We start from the raw sequence: 20,269 nt of genomic DNA on the forward strand, positions 1-20,269 counted from the left end.
ATGTTAGATAGAGATTTCAATCAAATTTTTTCTGAAAAACTACGCATTCGCTTTGTTGAGCTTGGACTTTCAAAATCAACAGCCACTAAAATTGCCAAGTTAGTGACCCCAATACGTATTGATGGAAACACTATAATATCTTCATGTGCAGATCCGTTTTATCGAGATCAATTTATATCTCCAAAAATTGATGAAATTGAAAAAATAGCTAAACAATGCTTTGGTTCAGAATTTACATTTAAAATTGACTCTCAACCTATTGAACTCAAACAACAGAAAAACAGTCCTCAGTCATCATTTCCAGAAATAAGAGATGAGATTACGCTTTTTCCAGATGATAATATATATTATTCTGAAAAAAAGAAGAAAACAAAAGGAAAAATCCTACAAGAAAACTTTGTTCAACCAAAATTAGAAGAATCTAACCAAGTCAATAAAGAATCTCCTGAGTTGATTACCCAAAATAATGAAAAACCAAGAACTCTTGATGCTTCACAAAATTTTAGCACTTTTATTCGTTGTGAAAGCAATCTTGTTGCATACTCAGCCTGTGAAGCAGTTGCGAAAAATCCCGGGAACTTATCAAATCCTTTGTTTATTTATGGAGCAACAGGTTTAGGAAAAACTCACCTACTCCATTCAGTTGGTAATGAAATACAACATAAAATTCCTGAGGCAAAAATACTTTATATTACAAGTGAAGACTTTGTGAATGATGTGATCCACAGAGGTATTCGCGTGGGTAAAATGGACGAAGTGCGTATGAAATACAGTGCTTGTGACGTTTTACTTGTAGACGACATACAATTTTTAGAAAAAAAAGATGCTTGCCAAATAGAATTTTTTCACACTTTTAACGAACTTTATCAAAAAAGGAAGCAAATCGTTATCACAAGCGATAAGTTTCCAAAAGATATTCCAAATATTGAGGAAAGATTAAAAAGCCGTTTCTTACAAGGTTTACTTGTTGATATTGAACCACCTGGGTTTGAAGACCGGGTTGCTATTATAGAAACTAAAGCAAACTTAATTGGTTTAAAAATAAATCAAGAAATTTCATTTCTTATTGCCACCCATGCAAAAACGAATGTTAGAGAAATTCAAGGACTGCTTAAAGATCTATTAATGAATCAACATATGACAGGACGTAGTCCAACTATAGAGTCCGTAACAGCAATTTTAAAGAGAAGATTTCCTACAGGCTCAGTTGAATCTACAATTGATATTGCAGCTATTCAAAAGGTTGTAGCAAATCATTTTCAAATAAAAATGTCTGATTTAATGGGGCAAAGCCGTCAACAAAAATTTGTTGTTGCTAGACATATTGCGATGTTTTTAGCAAAAGAAATGATTGGTCTACAAATTGTTGCAATCGCAAGTGCGTTCGGCAAAAAAGATCACACAACCGTTCTTCATGCTATGTCAAAAGTAAAAGAATCTTTAGAAAGAGATGATGATTTTAGAGGAAACTTTGTCCAAATTAAAAGAAAAATAGATCAGATCATGCAATCAAATTAAATAATATTGATATATTTTCCAGAGGCTGCTCGATATATTCTATCAAATACTCCAAAACTTTTTTCATTATTTTGTTCAATTAAGTCTGGTAATAAAATATATTTCGCACCTTCTATTTTCTCCGCATTTCTTAAATATGAAAATAAATTCTGACTTGCTTCATCGAAGTCTCCTCGACTAGACAAATCAATATATTTTAAAGAACTCTTCATTAAAGATGCATTTTTTTGGTTAAAATCAATTATAACAGAAGAATTTAAGAATTCTTTCGAGAACGTTTGTCCGAAGTTTTCACTTTTACTTTGATTGGTAACTATAAATGCTTCAATTGTAGGAGCATAATGCGTAAGCAATTGACCAGGTGATTCCATTGATATATTAGCGCTTTTTTCAATATCTTGTATTTTAACGACTCTTTGCAAAATCTCAAACTTAAAATTGATTTTTTCTTTATTTAATTCACTTTTAATCTGCAGCGAGCTAATAGCTCCTGGTCTTAATAACGCTATTTTGTTTTTTTCAAATATTTTTATGACTGTAGATTCGATTCCAATAGAACAATTTTCTGAATGATCTAATATATAAAGATCGTCGAAGTCACTCAGATCATCATATACATGTTTTGCTGTTGTTGGGCTCACATGGCCAAAGCGATTTGCACTCGGAGCTGCGACTGGAATATTTGCTTGCTTAAGCAATTCTTGCGCTACTTTATTTGCAGGAATTCTAAGTGCAATCGAATCACCGTTTGCAGTGATAATTTTTGGAACAATATTTGATGCTTTAACAATTATTGTCAGTGGACCGGGCCAAAATTTTGTACCAAGAACGTCAAAACATTGTCTTTGAAATTCTGACATATTTGTTAAACTTTCTGCTTGACGCATAAAACTTATGTGAACAATAAGTGGATCTGATTTAGGCCGTCCTTTCGCACTGAAGATTTTTTCAGCTGCTTTTTCGCTTAGGGCGTTTGCACCGAGTCCATAAACAGTTTCTGTTGGAAATGCGACTAATGAATCCGACTTAAGTGCTTTTGCACAGAAAGTTAGAGATTCTTCAGAAAAGGGTAAAACTTTTGCCACATGTATCTCCGATGATTTTTGTTTCATATTCGCTTCTTAAACGACTTATCCACATGTTATCCACATGGTAACATACCTACATAAGTGATCGCACTTTTTCCATATTTTAGAATGATTTTCAAGGTTTTTATAAAAAGTTATCCACATAAAAGAATAGAGTTATCCACATATCCACATTCTACTTTTTCAAGCAAACTACCCCACCTTTACCTCTTCACATAGAAATTTTCTAATGTGGATAACGTGTGGATAACGTGTGGACAACGTGTGGACAACCTCTTTGCTATTTTTTTGCGCATCGACTTATCCACAGATATTTTGACTTATCCACACTCTATCCACATGTTATCCACACGTTATCCACATCTTTTTTAGTCTTTTTATTTCCTTTATTGTCTTTTATTATCCTTGTTTAGGTCAAGAGCTCTTTAAGTTATCCACAAAAAGTGGGGTAGCCTACTACTACTTCTAATAAAAAAGAGATTCTATTTCTTAATAAGTGTATAAGAAGGTGTTCTCAAGATCTCTTGCTTGAAGAGCGGTTGACAATAGGTTAAGCAAAATGTTGTATACGTGAACTTCTTCAAAGGTGGACACATGTTTAAAAAGTGCTATCGTTTTTTTTCATCCGAAGTCCAAGGATTAAACTCAGAAATTTCTGCAGAGTTTGAAAGAGACAAATTGGCAGCAGCTTTACTTGCTGTAAGTGCTGCTCAAATAGATCCCGATATAGGATGGGTACAATTATCATTCTCGGGTGATAAAAAAGTTATTATTTCTTCTATAAGCCACAATTTATCTATAAAATGTGAAATCGATACCCCTCACACAGGTTTTGGCGTAATAAAGGTTTCTGGTAAGCAATTTTCAGATTATGTTAAGCAGCTTCCATCTACAAAAGTAACTTTAAAAGCAGAGCTTCCTTCACGTATTCATCTTCGTTGTGGAAGAAGTTCAGCAAAAATACAGCTTGTTCAGGACCAGACCTTAAGCAATATTGATGTCCCAGAAACAGGAACAACAGTTAAAATCAAAGGAAATCAAATTGAAAAATTTGTTTCCAGCTTTAAAGATTTTGTTTCTGTGGACGACAATCGTTTTTATGCTAATGGTGCTCTTATTTGGGCAGAAAAAGACACCGAAAAAGGAGCCGTTTTACATGCGGTAGCAAGTGATGCATTGCGTCTTGCCAAATCCACTTTATTTGAAGGTGTAAATATTGAAAATCTTGATGCAAGCCAAGTTCTTGTGCCAAGAAAAGCCCTCGAAGAACTCAAAAGAGTCGCTGGTCTTGAGCCTGAAACAGAATTTCTTTTAAGATGGCATAATAAAGAACTCTTTTTTGCTGTAGAAACACCTGAATACACTATGTTTGCTAAATGTATTGCAGGACAATATCCTCCATATGAAGCAGCTATTCCTCAAAAAATTAATATGGAAATACAAGTTGATCTTAAATCTATACAAGATAGTGTAAAGCGTTCGCTTCTATTTGCAGATAAAAATAAAATTATGAAGCTACACTTTGAAAACTCCTTATTGACTATGGCAAGTTCAACTCCTGGTCAAAAAGAAGGTGAAGAAGTTATAGAAATGAATTCGTCCATATCTTCTCCATTTGAGGTAAACTACAACGGTTCTTTAATAACAGGTATTTTAGGTGTTATTTCAGGATCTCGCGTGCAATTTGCTTGGGAAAATATGAATAGACCTGTTAAAATTACAGGCGAAGAACTCAGAGGAATTGAAGTTTTCTATCTACTTGTTCCTGCACGTTTCTAATTTTGTTTAAGGTTTTAAAGTTTAAATTTTTTGATTGAAGAAAAGAGCTATGTTTAAAAAACACAATATGTTTGTTTGCGATCCTAAAAACAATGAAAAAAATGATGATGGATATGGTTCTTCTAATATCACGGTTTTAGAAGGCTTAGAGGCTGTTAGAAAAAGGCCTGGAATGTATATCGGAAATACGGGTACAGTCGGTCTTCACCATCTTATTTATGAGGTTGTTGACAACTCTATTGATGAGTTTTTAGCAGGGCATGGATCTCAAATCGATATCACTTTACACCTAGATGGAAGCGTGACTGTGTCTGACAACGCGCGCGGTATTCCTGTAGATAAACACCCTTCAGGTAAAAGTGCTCTTGAAGTTGTTATGACTGTTCTTCATGCGGGCGGTAAATTTGATAATGAAATTTACAAGACCTCAGGCGGTCTTCACGGAGTGGGCGCTTCGGTTGTCAATGCTTTATCGAGTTATTGTCGTGTCGAAGTAAAGAAAAATGGCGGTGTTTATGAACAAGAATACAAATGCGGTATTCCAGTTTTTAGTGTTCGTAAAATTGGTGATACAACTCATCATGGTACGACAACGACATTTAAACCTGATGTTACTATTTTCCAAGAAACAACAGAATTTAGCTTTGATTTTTTAAGTGGCCGGTTACGTGAATTGTCTTTTTTAAATAAAGGTATTTGCATCCGCCTTATCGATGAAATTAAAGATAAAACACAAGAGTTTAAATATGAAGGTGGTTTAGTTAGTTTTGTTGAGTATTTAAATAGAAGTAAAGTCGTTATTCATCCAAAACCTATTTACATGAACACTGAAAAAGAAGAAACAGTTATTGAAATTGCTTTGCAATGGAATGATAGTTATTCTGAAAGTGTTTATTCGTATGCAAACAATATCAATACAGCTGAAGGTGGAGCCCATTTAACCGGATTAAGAGCTGCACTCACCCGTGTCATAAATCAATTGGCTTCGGGCGATAAAGGTGTACAAAATCTCAAAGAAGGTCTTTCACCAGAAGATATCCGTGAGGGTCTAACAGGTGTTGTGCACGTTAAATTACGTGATCCGCAATTCGAAGGACAAACCAAAAATAAATTAGCAAACTCACGTATTCGTACTTTAGTTGAAAGTTCACTGAATGAAAAATTGAGTGATTATTTTCATGAACATCCAGATGTAGCTAAGAAAATTGTTGCTAAAATTGTAGATGCAGCAAGAGCGCGTATTGCTGCACGTAAAGCAAAAGAACTCACTCGTCGTAAAAGCGCACTCGATCTTGGAGGATTGCCGGGCAAAATTGCAGATTGCCAAGATAGAGATCCTGCAAATTGTGAGTTATTTATTGTGGAAGGTGACTCCGCAGGTGGTTCTGCAAAACAAGGGCGTGATAGAAAAACGCAAGCTGTCTTACCTTTAAAAGGAAAGATCTTAAACGTCGAAAAGGCAACAACAGACAAAATGCTTTCAAACCAAGAAATTCGTTTGCTCGTACAAGCGCTTGGAACAGGCATAGGCAGACATGACAGCGAAGTTGATATTGCTAAACTTCGTTATCATAAAATAGTTATCATGACAGATGCGGACGTTGACGGAGCGCATATTAGAACTCTTTTATTAACTTTCTTTTATAGACAAATGAAAGAAGTTATTAAACGTGGACATTTATATATAGCTCAACCTCCATTGTATAAGTATAAAAAACAAAAAACTGAGCGCTACTTAAAAGATGATTCTGAACTCGAAAAGTTTTTGGTTGAAACAGCCATGCAAGATGCTTCGATTTTAGATGGAAATGAAAAAACACTTGAAATGTCTGTTGTTAAAAACATGCTTATTTGTGTTGAGCGTCGAAATAAAATTACGAGTATTCTTTCTCGCAGAAGAAGTTCTGTAGCTGTTAATTATTTAGTAAGCCATGCGCTTCTGACTCCTGAAATTTTTTATAAAAAAGCTGATTTTGAAAAATTGATATCTGAAATGAAACTGCATGTTCTAAAATATGGACATATCCATGCTAAAGTTGATTTTGATTCAGAGCATAATCGGTACCATGCAATAATTGATATTCAGCTTGCAGGAAAGCCATATCATTTTAAATTAGATTTTGATTTTGTCAGTTCTACAGAGTTTGAAGAATTAAAACGATTGACTGTGCAATTAGAATCTACCTTTGCTCTTCCATTAAAATATTCTCACGATAAAAAATCTCGCGTCATTACTTCATGGGTAGAACTCAGAGAATTTTTACTTGCTGACGGTAGAAGTGGTGCTTATATTCAACGTTACAAGGGTCTTGGCGAAATGAACTCTGAACAGCTCTGGGAAACCACCATGCAACCTTCCTCAAGGCAATTGCTTCAAGTCACAATTGAAGATGCCATGGCTGCAGATGATATATTTTCTATGCTCATGGGTGACGATGTCCCACCAAGAAAAGAATTTATTGAATCTAATGCTTTAAATGTCAGAAACCTTGACGCTTAAATAAAAGTAATAATTTGGAAAAAAGATTATGTCACAAGAAAAAATGAGTGTTGTTACTGCAAATATTAATGATGAAATGAAAAATGCATATCTTGATTATGCAATGAGCGTTATTGTGAGCCGTGCTCTCCCCGATGTGCGTGATGGTATGAAACCTGTTCACAGACGAGTTTTATATGCGATGTATGAACAAAATAATGTTCATAATAAAGCCTATAAAAAATCGGCACGTATTGTCGGGGATGTATTGGGTAAATATCACCCACACAGCGATACTTCTGTTTATGATGCTCTTGTTCGCTTGGCTCAAGACTTTTCGTTACGTTATCCGCTGATTGATGGTCAGGGGAACTTCGGATCTATCGACGGTGACTCTCCAGCTGCAATGCGTTACACTGAAGTCCGCTTGGCTAAAATATCAGAATCGCTTATGGGCTCTATTGAAGAAGATACGGTAGATTTTGGCCCAAACTATGATAATAGCGAAGTTCAACCCCTTGTGCTCCCTTCCGTTTTGCCACAGCTCTTAGTAAATGGTCAGAGTGGTATTGCTGTAGGTATGGCCACAAATATTCCTCCACATAACTTAACTGAAATTCTCGATGCACTTATTTTCATGATTGAAAAGGGCAGTTCTACAATTGAACAACTCATGGCTTATGTTAAGGGTCCTGATTTTCCTTCATACGGAATGATTTGCGGACTAAAAGGCATTCATGATGCCTATCGCACTGGCCGTGGAAGCATAGTTGTTCGCGGAAAAGCCACAGTCGAATCTACTAAAAATGGTAGAGAACAAATTATTGTGACAGAGCTTCCTTACCAAGTTAATAAACTCACATGGATTGAAAAGATTGCTGAACTTGTCAAGCAAGAAGAAATTCAAGGAATTTCTGATATTCGTGATGAAAGTAACAAAGAAGGCATTCGCGTCGTTATTGAAGTTAAAAAAGGCGAAAATGCAGAGGTTCTATTAAATCACCTGTATAAGCGAACCCGTTTACAAGACTCTTTTGGCGTAAATATGGTTTGTATTGTGCGTGGTGCTCCTCGACTTCTAAATCTAAAAGAATGTCTCGAGTACTTCTTAGAACACCGCCTCGAAGTGATTACGCGTCGCACAACGTTTAGACTACGCAAAGCACAAGATAGACTCCATATATTAGATGGTTTAAAAATTGCTGTTGATAATATCGATAAAGTTGTCAGTATTATTCGGGCTGCAGATAGCCGTGATGATGCCAAAGAAAAATTAATTTCAGCTTATGCTCTGTCTGATAAACAGGTCACTGCAATTTTAGATATGCGTTTATCACAATTAACAGGATTAGAACGCGATAAAATTATTGCAGAACACAAGGAAACACTAGTTATAATTGCGGACTTAAAAGATATTCTCGAAAAACCTGAAAGAGTTAAAGCTATTGCTAAAGAAGAATTTATTAATTTAAAAAATTCTCATGGTGATGAAAGAAGAACAGAAATTGCGACTGAAGCCGGCGATGTTGATATCGCAAGTCTTATTCCTCCAGCAAATGTTTTTGTTACTTTTTCAAGTACAGGTTATATTAAACGCGTCAATCAAGATGAATTTAGAATTCAAAATAGAGCTGGAAAAGGTAAAACAGGTGCTGCATTAAAAGAAAATGATGTGGTTAAATTTACGTTCCATGCACATACTCATGATTATGTATTGATGTTCTCTAACCTTGGTAAAGTTTATAGCTTTAAAGTGTATGAATTACCTGAAGCTTCTGCTACTGCCCGTGGTAAATCAATCAATCAAATACTTACAATGTCAAGTAACGAACAAATCACTGCTATGTTACCTGTGAAAGAATTTACTGAAAACCAACATATTCTAATGGTAACAAAAGAAGGTGTGATTAAGAAAACCGAGCTTTCTTCATTCTCAAACATTCGTGTAGGCGGTTTACGCGCTGTTACATTAGAAGAGGGTGACACACTTGTTTCTGTGAAAATAACGACAGGTACAGACGAAGTTGTCATTGCAACGGCTCACGGCCAAGCGGTTCGTTTTAGTGAAGGCGATGTGCGCAGTATGGGGCGCACGGCACGCGGTGTCAAAGGAATTACCTTAGATGAAGTAGATAAAGACTTTGTTGTGGCAGCTGAAGTGGTGCGTCCAGACGAGTGTGTCTTGGTTGTAACAGAAAATGGTTATGGCAAGAGAAGTAAGCTCGAAGAATACAGAAAAACAAGTCGCGGTGGCAAAGGTGTAAAGACCATTAAAATCAGCGAACGCAATGGCAATGTTATCAGTATGATGTCGGTTAACGCAGAGTCTGACATCATGCTCACCACCAATACAGGTCGCGTATTAAGAATTAAAGTGAGTTCTTTACGTGTTATGGGAAGAGTGACGCAAGGCGTTTGTCTCATGCGAATTTTGGATGAAGAAAAAATTGTTTCTGTTTCTACACCAAGCGAGTTCGACGACACCCCTGTTACACAAATAGAATCTGTAGAAGAAGTAGAGTAATTAAATGAATAGAAAGTATTTTTTTTTTAATATAACTTTGTTCGCCGTAGTAGCATTTTTATATTCATGTGGTTTGAGAAAGTTGCCTCAGCCGATCGGTAGTAATTTGTCGTACCCTGGTTCAATTGTTTCTGATTCCCCTTCCAGTTATTTATTGTTAAATACAGCTGCCAATGACGATTACTCCGATGGTAGTATTCAACGATATACGGTTGATTCAAGTGGGAATCAGACTTTAGCATCAGTCATCTCAGTTCCGTCGCATGGAACTGAGATTGCTGTTACAAATGATGGTAAACTTGTCGCACTGTCGTTTGATGATTCTTATGCAGACACCCAATTAAAGTTTTATGATTATAGTTCTCCAAATAGCGCACAGCAATTAAAAAATTTAACTCTTACTTTTCCAAATTCGGGTGGAAAGCAAACCATAAAAAGACTTGGAACTTTTAAAAGATCTTCAGAAACAAATTTTTATTATGTCTATGGAACAATATACACTTCTGCAAATTTGGATGGAACATATAATAATATTCCACCAAGAACATTTCTTACTAAAGTAGCAACTAATTTCTCGTCCTCGCAGACTATTATGATTATGTCATATGGGTTAGGTGATCCAAATTCTTTTGTGAAGCAATCAACAGCTTTTAACTCTGCAAATACAACAAATGATGTCCAGTATACCTTTGGGTTTGAAGCTCCAACATACGATGCACAGAATGATTTATTTATAGCTTTTCCTACTGGTACGTTAGGAAAGTTTGCTGGTGGGGTGATAAATAGTTATCCAAGTTTACCGAAACCTTTTGAATATTTCTCAACTACAGCAGCAAAATATAATAAGTGTACGACCTATAATTGTACTGATTTTCGCGCCGTTTCGTTAGCAGCAGTTTTTATGCCAAATCTTGTCAGCGGTAAAAGCGCAGACGAGTCCACTTTTTTTGTTCCATTGGCTTGGAATCAAAATGGTATCCCTTATGCAGCAACTTCAAATGGCATTGATATTGTGTATAGTGAGAATTTAGACAAAGTTGATACTCAATCTTTCTCCTTTCAAAGCCAGTTTTGGTCATCTTACTGGTCTAACACTGCAAATCCAGGAACAACTGCTACAACTTGTTATGACGCTACAGCAACATCTAATGCAAATCAGTATGGAACAATCACTCAAAACAGTTTGTTCGTGGTTAAAAAAGGGACAAATGGAACAAATCAGATCAGTGATAATTCTGCCAATGGGAGCACGGGCTATGGTGGCGAAATATTTTTAATCAATGGTTTTGATTTATTAATTGCAAATATTGCGAGTATAAATACAGCACGCAACGCAGATACAACAGTTGATAAAACAGATTTTGCGAGCCTGGCAAAATATCAAGTAGTTGATCGATTTAATTCCACCGCGAATTTAAATTCAAATTGGCTGCAAGGTTCCGCTACAGTTGCAACCAAAAATGGCGGACCATTGACTTATTATATGTATTCAAGAACTTCGAGTAATGCGATATTCAAAAATCTAAGCACTGCTGTGCCAAATTTGAAAATATTTAATTTTGATGGAGGAAACTGTAGACCTTATTGGTATAGAGTCACGACAAGCGCCAAAACGTATGGATTGGATTCAACTTGGATTGGAAACAATTTTAGTGGCTTAGGAGCTGGAGCGACAACTTATCCAGGTGCAACCACAGATCCAACTTTAACGTATTACTATTCATATCCGACAACGAATGGAGCAAATCTATGTACAGATGTATCTGTATCGGCTGGAATTCCTTTTGTTTTTTGCTACAACTTCTTGTATAATACAGCCACAAGATTTAAAGTTACACAAACAAGTGGTGTATTTACAGAATATTAATACTTATGAAAGAATCTATTATGAAAATTTTTATCGATTCTGCTGACATTAAGGAAATTAAAACAGTTGCTGAACTTGGCGTATGTGATGGCGTAACAACAAATCCAACTCTCATTGCAAAATCAGGACAAGATTTTAAAACTGTATTAAGCGAAATTATAAACATAATTCCCGGACCAATTTCAGCGGAAGTTATTTCATTAGATTCTAAAGGTATGATAAAGGAAGCAGAAGAACTTGTAAAACTTGCGAATAGTATCGTTATTAAACTTCCTTTGACTGAGGAAGGACTTAAAGCATGTAAATATCTTAATGGCAAAGGTATAAAAACCAACGTTACTTTATGTTTCAGTGTAGGTCAGGCATTGCTTGCTGCAAAAGCAGGAGCAACTTATGTTTCTCCTTTTATAGGTAGACTTGATGATATTGGCGAAGATGGAGTCAATCTTATTAAAGAAATAAAAGCATTATACTCCGCGAACAAAGTAGAAACAAAAATACTTGCAGCAAGCATTCGCAGTCCTAGGCATGTGACAGATTCATTTATTTCTGGGGCGGATGTGGTGACATTGCCATTTAAAATATTGCTTCAACTCTATACACATCCGTTAACTGAAAAGGGTCTCAACCAATTTATTGAAGACTGGAAAAACTCAGGCCAAAGAAGCATACTTGCAGAAAAAATTTAAATTTATTAGAAGTTAGAAAATGAGCATATTTATTTGTACAAGTAATCAGGGGAAATTAAAAGAGTTTTCTAATTTATTAAATAATAATGAAGACATAATTGGACTTGTAGAGCTTAAAAAAGTCGAAAACATACAGCAAATCGAAGCTATTGAAAATTCCGATTATTTTCTATCGAATGCTCTCATTAAAATTTTATCAGCGTTAAAATATATAATAGATAATAAAGAAATTTCAGAGTTTAAAGCAATTCATAAAATATTAGTGGATGATTCTGGTCTTTGTGTGCCTGAGTTAAACTATTTACCTGGCGTGCACTCTGCAACCTATGCAGGTGAACCAAAAAATGATGAAAATAATCGAAATAAATTAATAAAAGAATTGAATGAACTTGAAAAATATTTCATTTTTAAAAATGAAAAGCGTTTGCAAGCTTTTTTTGTTTGTTTTTTAATAGAACTCGACTTAACTGAAATTCATGATCTTAAAGAAACTATTAAAATTATAGATGCAAAAAGTCTTGTAATTAAAAGTGTGATCGAGTTTGAAAGAAACTGTTTAGAAAAAGTTAATCTAAATATTGATGGAGGCAGTTTTTCACAATCTATGCCTATTTCTTCATTGTTAAAAGGATTTAATAAAGAGATACATATAAAAGTGCATTATGGATTTTGCTCTGGCGAGATATCAAATTTAGAGCAAAATAAAATATTAGGCACAGGGCATGGATATGATCATATGTTTTATTCTTTGAGCAATAGAGATCTTTCTTTTGCAAGTATTCCGTTAGAGGAAAAAAATAAAAAAAGCCATCGAGCTTTTGCTTTAAATGCTATGTTAAAGTCGTTGAAAAAATAAGATAATCTTAAGCCGTAACAATATCATTTTTATAAGACGCAACAACTTCAATAATTTTATCGATATCTTGTTCCTCTACTTTTGATTCTACAAGTGCTTCTTTCAAAAGAGTTGCTACTTCCATAAAATCTTTTAAAGGTATTTTTAAATTTGCATGGGCGCTCTTTAAAAGCTTTGTTTCGTACATGACTGGACCACCTAAGGAAGTGGTTAAGAATTTTGTCTGATGCTCAATCAAACGAGCTAAATCTACATTTTCAAAATAATGTATAAGGTTTTCAGACTCCATTATTTTTTTATAAAATAAACTAACTACGACATGTAGCGTTTTATAGCCACCATATTTATCATAAATTGATATATTCATGAGTATTTTCCTTTTTTAATGAAGAACTTCAACAGCAATTGCAGAAATATCATCTTCTAAAACATTTGAATCAAACTCAGATAATATAGTTTCTTTAACTTGTTTCATAATATCTTCTATAGGTAAATCTTGAGAAAAAGATTTCTTTAAAGTTTCTTTTAGTCTTTTAATACCATACTCTTCTCCATTCGATAGACCTTCTATTAATCCGTCAGTATATGCAAATACAATATCACCTATTTCAATATCTAAATTTTGTGCAGAAATATTTAAATTTTCTGAATAACCTAATTTACTTCCTAAGTTTCCAATTAGTTTTATATCAACTTGCCCTGTTTGAGTTAATTTACTTCTTTTTAATAGTATAGGAGGATTATGTGCAGCAGAATATGAAGTAATATTCATGCTTTTATGCGATACAACAAGAGCTAACATAGTCATAACCAGTTTTTGATTACTAAGTTTAAAAATAATTTTATTAAAATCATTTAATAAATGAGTGGGCTCTTCTGGTTTTCCAGTTTCATGAATTATTTTTAATAAATATTTTTCAAATATGCCCGTCACAACACCAGCAAGTAAAGCAGAGCCTATTCCATGGCCTGTGATATCACCAATATAAATATGAGCTTCTTCGTCATTAACATAATAGTTATACCAATCTCCTCCGATAGAAACTGCTGATTGATAAAAAGAGGAAATGTTAAATTTTTTCATTTGCAAATTTGGACGTGGGAGAAGTGATTTTTGAATGCTGCTTGCCATTTCAAGACTATCTTTTAATTGCTTTTCTTTTAATAGATTATAGTCATTAACCATTTTTGAATATGAATTCATGATATATTCATTTTCTTTTAATTTCATATTATTAAAACCATAAATAATGCTTAGATTATCATCTATATTATTTATCTGAAATTCAAATGGGACATTTTTTATTTTCTTAAAGGAGCAGGCATATTCGAATTTTTTTTCAGTTAATGATAGGATTGATTTAATATCAAAATTTAAGAAGACATTGAGTAAATTATCATTTAAGCTCTTAAAAATTTCATCGAAATGAGTGTTTTTATGAATTATATCAAGATTATTTGTATTAAAAATAGCAATTGGTATTTTGATTGATTCAATTAAATCTGCTGTTATTATTTTCATAAACTCCCAGTAAATTAATGTAATAAAAGGCTAATTATTTAATTGTATCATTCTAGGAATATTTATATAGTATGCATGCCAATATTTTATCATTAAATTTAGAAAATTTTAAGAGGAGAAGAGTGAACTAGGTAATTTATTCATCCTCAAATTGAGTGATTCTTGGTCCCCAAGAAGCTTGTTTAGATTCATAAATTGGGATGTTTAATGACTTTTGATAGGAACCATCTTTTGACATGTAGAAAAGTTTATGGATACCTAAACGTGTTCCTTTGGATGATCTGTCCGATTGGAATAAAATAAATCGTCCATCAGGAGAAAAAGAGGGTTTTTCATTATCACCTTGGCTCAATGTGAGTCTTTCAATACCAGAACCGTTAGAGCCAATTTTAAATAAATCCCAAAGATTAATATCTCTGTCATAGCTGGCAAAAACAATTGATTTGCTATCTGGACTCCAACATGCACTGGCATTGTACCAACCAGCGTAGGTTAGGCGTGTAGTGTTTCCACTTGAAAGATCTTTAACAAAGATCATTGGTTTACCATATTTTGTACTTGTGTATGCGATTGATTTCCCATTTGGCGAAAATGCTGGTTCAACTTCAATTGCACTCGTTGAAATAAATGGTTTTTTATTGCCACCAAATTTATTGGTTGTAAAAATATGTGTTGATCCATCCATTGTACTTGCAGAAAACGCAATTAAATTCCCATCAGGTGACCAGTTTGCGCCAGAGCTATTGCCAGAGCCAGAAATTGCTCGTGTTTCTTGTTTAGTTAATAAGTTATAAATATAAATATCGGGCTTTCCTGATTTAAAAGAAGTGTATATAATTTTTGTTCCATCTCTAGACCAATTTGGGCTGATATGCACAGCTTTATCTTCAGTAATTTGTTTTAAATTACCACCGTCAAAATCAGCAATAAATATTTGTCCATTTGAATTTTGATCTTTTTTTCCAACAAAAACAATTTGTGACATAAAAGGACCGGGTGTTCCTGTCAGAGCTGCAACTGAAACATCAGCGAATCTTCTTAAGGCAAGATCGGTCGATTTAGCGCTTAAATTACTATAGGACTTTCCAATAAGTTGTGCTTGTAGTTTAATATCATATAAGCGTAATTCCAAATTATATCTACTCGGATTTTTTGCTTTAGTAAATTTACCTAAGATAACAAATTCAGCTTTTAAAGCTTTCCATTGAGAAATTTGAAATGGTTGAAGAGCAACGCTTTGTGTGGTTTGCATAGAATCTTGTGGGATAAATTCAAACCAATTAGTGAAGTTAAAGATGGAAGTTAATCTTTTGGAATATTCATTGAGTTCATTATTATTAATAGGAATTGATTTGTCAGTAATGGCAAATAAAGGAATGGCCATACGTATTTTTTTTACGCCAGGAGAACCTACATCTATTGTGTTATCGAGTTTTAATTCATCAACGGAATCATCATTTTTTGTATAATCTGTAGAATTATTCTTTAAACCTTCCAAAGAATCATCGCTCTTTGAAATTTGATTTGAATTGCTAATAAGAGACTCAGCTGCAAAAGATTTTGGAAATATATTTAATATTGTTATGAACGAAATTAAATATATATTTTTGAATTTAAGTTTCATATTGTCCCTTTATTTTATTGAACACTTTTTGCACTGTAGCTTGCTTCAAAAGTTTTTGGTGGATTGATATCTTTTGGTGGAACTTCTGGAACAGGGAAAGTGCTTTCCAAAGAATTAATGACAAGTTGATCAAATTGAGAATTGCCGCTGGATTGAACGACAGTCGGTTTTCCGATGAGATATCCATAGGGATTAATGGTAAACTTTATCCGGGTTTTCAATGTAGGAGCGAATGTTGAACCTTCAGTGGTGCTCCAGTTTAGTTTTAATTGACGAGCGATATAAGCTTTATATGAGTTGTAGCTTTTTGAACTTATTTTACCATCAATAACACCAGACGGTGCTGCCGCAAATGGGCTAGCAGGAATATCACTTGGAGTAGAAAATGGCGATTCTGGTAAATTATTTACATTTGCCTTGCTGCCCTCTTGTTTTTCTTGATCAGCATTGCGAATGCCAGCATTTTTACGTGTGTCTTCTTTTCGTGTGTCGATTTCTTTACGTTTTAAGTATTCATCCATGCTAACTTTTTGTTTATCTTGATCAGGAATAGGGCCTATAGGTTTTTTAAGATCCGTTTTTAATTTTTCATTATTATTAATAATATTTTTATTGCTCTCTTCTTTTAAAATAAGATCTTTCGATTTATCAGATATTTTAGGAGTCACTTTTTCTGTTTTCTTTTCAGCAACTGGACTTGTGTCAGGAGCAATATTTTTGGTTAGTTGAGGTAAATCTCGAATTGTTTTTGTTGCTTCTCTTTCGCCTACTTCATCATCTTTTTGTGAAATCTGTTTAGTTTGGGCGAAGTTTTCACTCATACCAAAAGTCACTTCAACAATTTCTGGTGGAGTTGACTCAAAGCTAAAGATATAAGTAAGAACAAAAAAGCTTGATATTAAAAGAAAATGAATTGAAATTGCAGCTATTAAATGCTTTCTATTGGGTGAATAAATATCTTTTATTTCATCAGGAGATAAAAATGGTATTTTTGAGTTTGAACCTAAAATATCGATTGTTGGTTGTTTGATTTTTTTTTGTAACGGTAAATCCACTGGCTTAACATATCTGGGACCAAGGTAAGATTTATTGATATAATCATCAGGAAAAGATCTTGAAAATAAAATATTCCTTTGTGTGTCATAAACAGCTTTTCCAAATTTCAGCATGTTTATTTCATCAATTTCTGGAGCACGATTTGGATGATTTAAAAGAATATTATTATTTTTCATTTTTTGTCACGTTTGTTTTCACCAACCATACCAATTCTTTCTACCCCTGCTTTTTGTGCAGCAGTCATAGCAAACATGACTTTCCCGTAAGGGACACCATCATCTGCTCGAATAAAAAGGGAAGGGTGTTCATCATTTTTTACAGATGTTTGAATTTGGGTAATAAGATTGGCTTCTTTTACAATGTTTTTCCCGATAAAATATTCACCTTTTTTATTTATAGAAATAACAAGAGATTCGCCAGAAAGAGTAAGAGATTTTGCTTGGGTTTTTGGTAGTTGAACATTGATTCCAGAAATAGCAAATGGTGCTGTAACCATAAAAATAATTAATAATACAAGACAGACATCCACAAATGGTGTCATATTTATTTCTGAAATAAAATTTGATTTTCGACTGCCTTCTCCAACGTCATTCCCGCTATCAAGATTAAATGACATGAATTATTCCTTTAAGTATTATCTTGGTCAGGTTTTATTGTGTAGTGTCTTTCCAGAATATTAATAAAATCAGAAGAAAATCCATCTAGTAAAACAAGATGCTTTTTTATTCGATTGATTAATATATTATAAAAAATAACTGCTGGAATAGCGACAAAAAGCCCAAGTGCAGTTGCAATCAGAGCTTCTGAAATACCAGGAGCAACGGCTGCAAGACTGGAAGCACCGCTCGATCCTATATCGTGAAATGCACGTATAATGCCTACAACTGTTCCGAATAGTCCGATAAAAGGACCTGCAGATGCGCACACAGCTAAAATACTTAAGTTGCTGCCAAGATTTGCTTCTTCTATCATTTTTTGCCGAGAAAGAGTTCTTTTAACTGTGTCAAATATGACAGAACCAGTCGAACCTCTTTTTTCTCTTGTTTGCAAAACACGAATCATTTCATTGAATCCTGAACGGAAAACCTCGCGTGCAGGGCTATAATCCATATCTTTTACACGCAAATTTAATTCAGAGAGACTTTTGGCTTCCCAAAAATTAGTGAGAAATTTTTCTGAAAGACCATGCATTTCTTTCAGGCGAAGCATTTTGCTAATAATGACAACCCAAGCCCATATGCTCATTATTCCAAGTAAAATTGTAATTGCTATGCCAATGGGGCCGCCATGGAGTATAATTGAAAACCAATCAATTTTTGTCGATTGCGCTACTGTTTCCATTAATAACACCTTCCAGAAGTTATATTTCCGATTTTTGGATTATCATTTCTTTTTGTATTGCATAATTTAAAATTATCCGGGCAATTTCTTCTTGAGTCGATTTTGTCGAATCGAGAGTGATTGCATCTATTGCGGGCTTTAAAGGTGCAATTTTTCGATTTGTATCACGAATATCTCTTTCATTAATTTCTTTTATAAGCTCTTTGATATTTGTTTTCATTCCATTTGAATGTAATTCTTTGAGTCTTCTTTCTGCTCTTTCTTCTGGAGAAGCTGTTAAAAATATTTTGAGAGGAGCATCGGGGAACACAACTGTTCCCATATCTCTACCGTCAACGACGGCTCCATTATTATTTAAAACTACTTTTCTTTGAATAGGTAATAATCTTTTACGAACAGAATCTTCTTGAGCCAATACACTTGCGAGTTCCGAAACAAATGGGGCTTTAATTTCTTGAGTAACTTCTCTTTCCCCAAGAAAAACTTTTCCTGATAAAGATTCTTGACGATATCTTTCATTAATAAATGAGGTAAAGCGTTCAATGCTTCCAAGATCTTTTTCTTTTAGATTTGCTTCATGAAATAATAAAGCTAGAGAACGATAAATTGCACCTGTAGTAACGTATATCCAACCAAGTTTTGTAGCAACTATCTTAGCAACAGTGCTTTTACCTGAGCCTGCTGGGCCGTCAATTGTAATAACTTTTAATTTTTGTGCCAATTCATGATCTGGATGCATGCGATTCCTTTTAATTGAGACCCATTGAGGATTCTACATCTTCCCAAGATTCGTCCCATGCTGCAACTGGTGCTTTATCAACACGGAATGGAGATATTGCGGGCATATTTTGGACGTTGCCAATTTTAAAGTATTTTTTGATTCTATCTTGTTTAAGTTCATCCTTGGTCATTTTCGAAAGACTCACTAAGTTTTTTTCGACGGCGTCGCCGATAGAATCAATTGCTTCTTTGGTTTTCCAGTGGGCACCACCCAACGGTTCTTTAATAATTTCATCGATTACCTTATTTTTAAGAGCAACTTCTGCTGTTAAACCAAGAATGTTTGCAGCTCTATCTGCTTGAGTTCCATCTTTCCATAAGATTGATGAACAGCCTTCAGGCGATATTACGCTATAAATGGAATACTCCATCATAAGAATTCTGTTTGCAACACCAATAGCAAGAGCGCCTCCACTCTGGCCTTCACCTACAACAACGGAAATGATTGGTACAGATAAGCGACTCATAACCATAATATTTTTGGCGATAGCTTCGTTTTGGCCGCGCTCTTCTGCTTCAAGGCCAGGATAAGCACCGGGTGTATCAATAAAAGTGACTATTGGCAGGCCAAAGCGTTCAGCTAATGCCATTACGCGTAAAGCTTTTCTATAGCCTTCGGGTTTAGGCATACCAAAATTTCTTTTCATATTTTCTTTGGTGCCTCGCCCTTTTTGAGTTCCTACAACAACAACTCTCCTATTTCTAAATTGAGCAATTCCTGTCACAATAGCTTGGTCATCCATAAAATTTCTATCACCATGTAATTCTATGAAATCTGTGCAGAGTTGGTTGATAATATCTAGAGTATAAGGGCGGTTTGGATGTCTTGAAAGTTGTGTAATTTGAAAAGAATTTAAATTTGTATAAATTTCTTTAGCAAGAAGTTCGAATTTATTTTCAAGTATAGAAATTTCTTCGTTTAATCCCCTAGTGTCCTGCTGTCTATCTGGGATGAGTGCCGACTGTTCAGCAGCGAGACGGAGCTCGGATATTCGTTTTGAAAGTTCATGCAAGGGTTTTTCAAGCTGCAGAATGTCCATAATGTTTTAATCCTCTATAAGTGCTGTTATGTCATAATGTGTACAGCTCAAAAAAAAATTCGAGCATTGTTAATGTAGGTAGCAAAATTGTACGTCTTGGTCAAAA

At 34.4% G+C, this 20,269-nt stretch carries 16 protein-coding genes; 7 read left to right on the forward strand and 9 right to left on the reverse strand.

All coding sequences use genetic code 11. The annotated features are described in order from the left end of the window. Entirely contained in the window at window positions 1-1,518 is a 1,518-nt protein-coding gene (dnaA, locus tag EZS29_RS00005) for a chromosomal replication initiator protein DnaA (RefSeq protein ID WP_130605284.1), read from the forward strand. Here the strand turns inward: dnaA and EZS29_RS00010 are convergent. After that, entirely contained in the window at window positions 1,515-2,630 is a 1,116-nt protein-coding gene (locus EZS29_RS00010; RefSeq protein ID WP_130605286.1) for an L-threonylcarbamoyladenylate synthase, read from the reverse strand. The genes dnaA and EZS29_RS00010 overlap by 4 nt on opposite strands. Before the next feature lie 570 nt (window positions 2,631-3,200). Between EZS29_RS00010 and EZS29_RS00015 the strand changes: the two genes are divergently transcribed. The 6 genes from EZS29_RS00015 to EZS29_RS00040 are packed head-to-tail and all read left to right on the forward strand — an operon-like array spanning window position 3,201 to window position 12,800. Then, the gene (locus EZS29_RS00015) at window positions 3,201-4,385 is read left to right on the forward strand and encodes a DNA polymerase III subunit beta (RefSeq protein WP_130605288.1); all 1,185 of its coding nucleotides are present in this window, start codon (window positions 3,201-3,203) and stop codon (window positions 4,383-4,385) included. A 49-nt stretch (window positions 4,386-4,434) separates the two neighbouring features. Beyond that, window positions 4,435-6,885: a DNA topoisomerase (ATP-hydrolyzing) subunit B gene (gene gyrB / locus EZS29_RS00020; protein WP_172603678.1), complete on the forward strand. Its 2,451-nt coding sequence runs from the start codon at window positions 4,435-4,437 to the stop codon at window positions 6,883-6,885. 28 nt (window positions 6,886-6,913) lie between these two features. After that, window positions 6,914-9,388 (forward strand): DNA gyrase subunit A, encoded by a 2,475-nt coding sequence (gene gyrA, locus EZS29_RS00025; RefSeq protein ID WP_130605290.1) that lies wholly within the window; start codon window positions 6,914-6,916, stop codon window positions 9,386-9,388. A 4-nt stretch (window positions 9,389-9,392) separates the two neighbouring features. Beyond that, a complete protein-coding gene (locus EZS29_RS00030; protein ID WP_130605292.1) occupies window positions 9,393-11,255 on the forward strand; it encodes a hypothetical protein in 1,863 nt (620 codons plus the stop codon). A 20-nt stretch (window positions 11,256-11,275) separates the two neighbouring features. Beyond that, a complete protein-coding gene (gene fsa / locus EZS29_RS00035; RefSeq protein WP_130612675.1) occupies window positions 11,276-11,944 on the forward strand; it encodes a fructose-6-phosphate aldolase in 669 nt (222 codons plus the stop codon). Window positions 11,945-11,963: 19 nt separating this feature from the next. After that, window positions 11,964-12,800: a non-canonical purine NTP pyrophosphatase gene (locus EZS29_RS00040; RefSeq protein ID WP_130605294.1), complete on the forward strand. Its 837-nt coding sequence runs from the start codon at window positions 11,964-11,966 to the stop codon at window positions 12,798-12,800. A gap of 7 nt (window positions 12,801-12,807) precedes the next feature. Here the strand turns inward: EZS29_RS00040 and EZS29_RS00045 are convergent, their stop codons facing one another. From EZS29_RS00045 to EZS29_RS00080, 8 genes are all read right to left on the reverse strand, one after another. Further along, window positions 12,808-13,167, reverse strand: a complete 360-nt coding sequence (locus EZS29_RS00045; protein ID WP_130605296.1) for a group I truncated hemoglobin — start codon at window positions 13,165-13,167, stop codon at window positions 12,808-12,810. 15 nt (window positions 13,168-13,182) lie between these two features. Continuing rightward, complete coding sequence (locus tag EZS29_RS00050) at window positions 13,183-14,322, reverse strand: PP2C family protein-serine/threonine phosphatase (protein ID WP_130605298.1); 1,140 nt, start codon at window positions 14,320-14,322, stop codon at window positions 13,183-13,185. Window positions 14,323-14,458: 136 nt separating this feature from the next. Continuing rightward, window positions 14,459-15,946, reverse strand: a complete 1,488-nt coding sequence (locus tag EZS29_RS00055) for a PD40 domain-containing protein (protein ID WP_130605301.1) — start codon at window positions 15,944-15,946, stop codon at window positions 14,459-14,461. 14 nt (window positions 15,947-15,960) lie between these two features. Beyond that, window positions 15,961-17,178: a TonB C-terminal domain-containing protein gene (locus EZS29_RS00060; protein WP_130605303.1), complete on the reverse strand. Its 1,218-nt coding sequence runs from the start codon at window positions 17,176-17,178 to the stop codon at window positions 15,961-15,963. After that, window positions 17,175-17,618, reverse strand: coding sequence for an ExbD/TolR family protein (locus EZS29_RS00065; protein ID WP_130605305.1), 444 nt, complete (start codon window positions 17,616-17,618; stop codon window positions 17,175-17,177). Before EZS29_RS00065 ends, EZS29_RS00060 begins: the two co-directional genes overlap by 4 nt. An 11-nt stretch (window positions 17,619-17,629) precedes the next feature. Then, window positions 17,630-18,343 carry a MotA/TolQ/ExbB proton channel family protein gene (locus EZS29_RS00070; RefSeq protein ID WP_130605307.1) on the reverse strand — a complete coding sequence of 238 codons (714 nt, stop codon included), beginning with the start codon at window positions 18,341-18,343 and terminating at the stop codon, window positions 17,630-17,632. Window positions 18,344-18,362: 19 nt separating this feature from the next. Beyond that, the gene (cmk, locus tag EZS29_RS00075) at window positions 18,363-19,082 is read right to left on the reverse strand and encodes a (d)CMP kinase (RefSeq protein ID WP_130605309.1); all 720 of its coding nucleotides are present in this window, start codon (window positions 19,080-19,082) and stop codon (window positions 18,363-18,365) included. Between the two features lie 10 nt (window positions 19,083-19,092). After that, window positions 19,093-20,163 carry an acetyl-CoA carboxylase carboxyltransferase subunit alpha gene (locus tag EZS29_RS00080; protein WP_130605311.1) on the reverse strand — a complete coding sequence of 357 codons (1,071 nt, stop codon included), beginning with the start codon at window positions 20,161-20,163 and terminating at the stop codon, window positions 19,093-19,095. Window positions 20,164-20,269: the final 106 nt, after the last annotated feature.

The organism is Fluviispira sanaruensis, assembly GCF_004295685.1.
Lineage (GTDB): Bacteria > Bdellovibrionota_B > Oligoflexia > Silvanigrellales > Silvanigrellaceae > Silvanigrella > Silvanigrella sanaruensis.

Coding starts and splice junctions, on each gene's coding strand:
- EZS29_RS00070 (WP_130605307.1), bottom strand. CDS start 18,343: ATGGAAACAGTAGCGCAATCGACAAAAATTGATTGGTTTTCAATTATA.
- EZS29_RS00030 (WP_130605292.1), top strand. CDS start 9,393: ATGAATAGAAAGTATTTTTTTTTTAATATAACTTTGTTCGCCGTAGTA.
- gyrB (WP_172603678.1), top strand. CDS start 4,435: ATGTTTAAAAAACACAATATGTTTGTTTGCGATCCTAAAAACAATGAA.
- EZS29_RS00045 (WP_130605296.1), bottom strand. CDS start 13,167: ATGAATATATCAATTTATGATAAATATGGTGGCTATAAAACGCTACAT.
- EZS29_RS00015 (WP_130605288.1), top strand. CDS start 3,201: ATGTTTAAAAAGTGCTATCGTTTTTTTTCATCCGAAGTCCAAGGATTA.
- EZS29_RS00040 (WP_130605294.1), top strand. CDS start 11,964: ATGAGCATATTTATTTGTACAAGTAATCAGGGGAAATTAAAAGAGTTT.
- EZS29_RS00010 (WP_130605286.1), bottom strand. CDS start 2,630: ATGAAACAAAAATCATCGGAGATACATGTGGCAAAAGTTTTACCCTTT.
- gyrA (WP_130605290.1), top strand. CDS start 6,914: ATGTCACAAGAAAAAATGAGTGTTGTTACTGCAAATATTAATGATGAA.
- EZS29_RS00080 (WP_130605311.1), bottom strand. CDS start 20,163: ATGGACATTCTGCAGCTTGAAAAACCCTTGCATGAACTTTCAAAACGA.
- EZS29_RS00050 (WP_130605298.1), bottom strand. CDS start 14,322: ATGAAAATAATAACAGCAGATTTAATTGAATCAATCAAAATACCAATT.
- EZS29_RS00055 (WP_130605301.1), bottom strand. CDS start 15,946: ATGAAACTTAAATTCAAAAATATATATTTAATTTCGTTCATAACAATA.
- dnaA (WP_130605284.1), top strand. CDS start 1: ATGTTAGATAGAGATTTCAATCAAATTTTTTCTGAAAAACTACGCATT.
- fsa (WP_130612675.1), top strand. CDS start 11,276: ATGAAAATTTTTATCGATTCTGCTGACATTAAGGAAATTAAAACAGTT.
- EZS29_RS00065 (WP_130605305.1), bottom strand. CDS start 17,618: ATGTCATTTAATCTTGATAGCGGGAATGACGTTGGAGAAGGCAGTCGA.
- EZS29_RS00060 (WP_130605303.1), bottom strand. CDS start 17,178: ATGAAAAATAATAATATTCTTTTAAATCATCCAAATCGTGCTCCAGAA.
- cmk (WP_130605309.1), bottom strand. CDS start 19,082: ATGCATCCAGATCATGAATTGGCACAAAAATTAAAAGTTATTACAATT.